Annotated in this window: 1 protein-coding gene; it reads right to left on the reverse strand. The window is 68.8% G+C overall.

What is annotated here, in order from left to right; translation table 11 throughout:
- The coding region (locus tag P3H15_RS54660) for a hypothetical protein (RefSeq protein ID WP_276144911.1) at positions 1-433 on the reverse strand (433 nt) is incomplete at both ends.

Consider the following 433-nt stretch of genomic DNA (forward strand, 5'->3'; position numbering starts at 1 on the left):
GGGGTGAGGGGCCAGACGTCGGTCAGGGTGGGGTAGTCGTGGTGGAGTGTGTCGAGTGTGGGTTGGTCGAGGTGGACGAGGTCGAGGTCGCTGGGGGTGAGGCGGCCGGCGCCGGGTCGGCTGGTGTGGTCGGCGAGGGCGGTGAGGGCGCTGGTCCAGAGGTCGGCGAGGTCGTCGACGTCGGACGCCGCGAGCACACCGACAGGGTAGGACCACGTCGCCGTCAGTCGTGCAGTGCCGTCCGTGACGACCGTCGCGGCATCGATTGTCAGAACGGCGGCGACGGCAAGGTCCGAGTCGGTGTGCCGGCCGAGGTCCACATCCGTCACGGGCGTCCAGCCCGTCTCCGAACCTGACGTCGAGTACTCGATCCGGCCTAGGTAGTTGAGGGTGATGTGGGGTTGGGGGAGGTTGCGGAGTTGTGTGGCGGTGT

This window comes from Rhodococcus sp. T2V (assembly GCF_029269925.1).
GTDB lineage: Bacteria > Actinomycetota > Actinomycetes > Mycobacteriales > Mycobacteriaceae > Rhodococcus_F > Rhodococcus_F koreensis.